The sequence below is a fragment of the Dyadobacter subterraneus genome (assembly GCF_015221875.1).
GTDB lineage: Bacteria > Bacteroidota > Bacteroidia > Cytophagales > Spirosomataceae > Dyadobacter > Dyadobacter subterraneus.
In genome coordinates, this window is record NZ_JACYGY010000016.1 from 1 (window position 1) to 1,015 (window position 1,015).

A 1,015-nucleotide genomic window follows, 5' to 3' on the forward strand; every position below is an offset into this window, starting at 1 on the left:
TGGTATGGGGAATAAATGAGCAATTAAGCGGTTGAAAGATACTAATGTTAGTTTATAGAAGAAGATGGTTAGTTGGATTAAATTGACCATGCCTACGGCATTTACAAACGACTAAAATATCGGTAATCCAGGGATTGAAATCCCTGGCTACAATGTCATTCATGCCTATGGCATTTTTCTAGTGCCGTAGGCACGGCCGACATTGTAGCCAGGGAATTTATTCCCTGGAAATGAATTGGGCCCTATTAATTTTATCATTATTGCAAACAAAAAATAGCTCCCGTTTTCACAGAAGCCATTTTCAAAAAGCAATATTTCTATATTATTATTTAATCGAAACAACGCGTTCAACAACTGGTTCAGACAACTGGAATGACTTGGTTTGAGAGTCATTTTTGCTGCTCACTTTGATTTCATATTTGCCGGCTGGCAGTTCATTCACATTCAAAACACGTCCGAATTTTTGATTTCCTTTCTCAACTACTTCACGATAAACGATATCTCCGGTTGCATTTCTGACCAGCAATGTTGTGTTCGAATCGTTGTTAGGTTTGTCAACAAAAACGTTGATTTTGCCTTCTTTATTAATGTAAACACCGGTATTAAGTGAGGCGGCTTTTTTAGTTTCTTTGTCATCTGCATAGGCAGAGAAAGCGAAAGAGGCAACAAATGCAAAGGCAACAGCGATATTTTTGATGTAAGTTTTCATGGCTTTGATTTTTTTATTTATGGCTAATATTTTTCTTATGAATGGCTAATAAGTTACTTGGTACAAATACTTATTTGATTGTCAATGCACGTTCTGTTTTTTGATCTGACAATTGGAATGTTTTGGTTTGTGTTTCGTTTTGGCTTGTTACATCGATTTGGTATTTACCTGCTTCAAGCTCCGTAACGTTCAACTGGCGACCGAATTTCTGATTTCCTTTGGCTACAATTTCGCGGTAAACGACGTCTCCGTTTTCATTTTTCACAAGAATGGTTGTTGAAGCGTTATCATCCGCTTTGTCGACCA

Annotated in this window: 2 protein-coding genes; both read right to left on the bottom strand. The window is 37.2% G+C overall.

Annotated features, from left to right (window positions below):
* Window positions 1–325: 325 nt before the first annotated feature.
* Window positions 326–709 (bottom strand): T9SS type A sorting domain-containing protein, encoded by a 384-nt coding sequence (locus IEE83_RS32750; RefSeq protein ID WP_194124963.1) that lies wholly within the window; start codon window positions 707–709, stop codon window positions 326–328.
* A 70-nt stretch (window positions 710–779) separates the two neighbouring features.
* Window positions 780–1,015, bottom strand: a 236-nt coding sequence (locus IEE83_RS32755) for a T9SS type A sorting domain-containing protein (RefSeq protein WP_438821037.1), incomplete at its 5' end; no start/stop codon positions are given.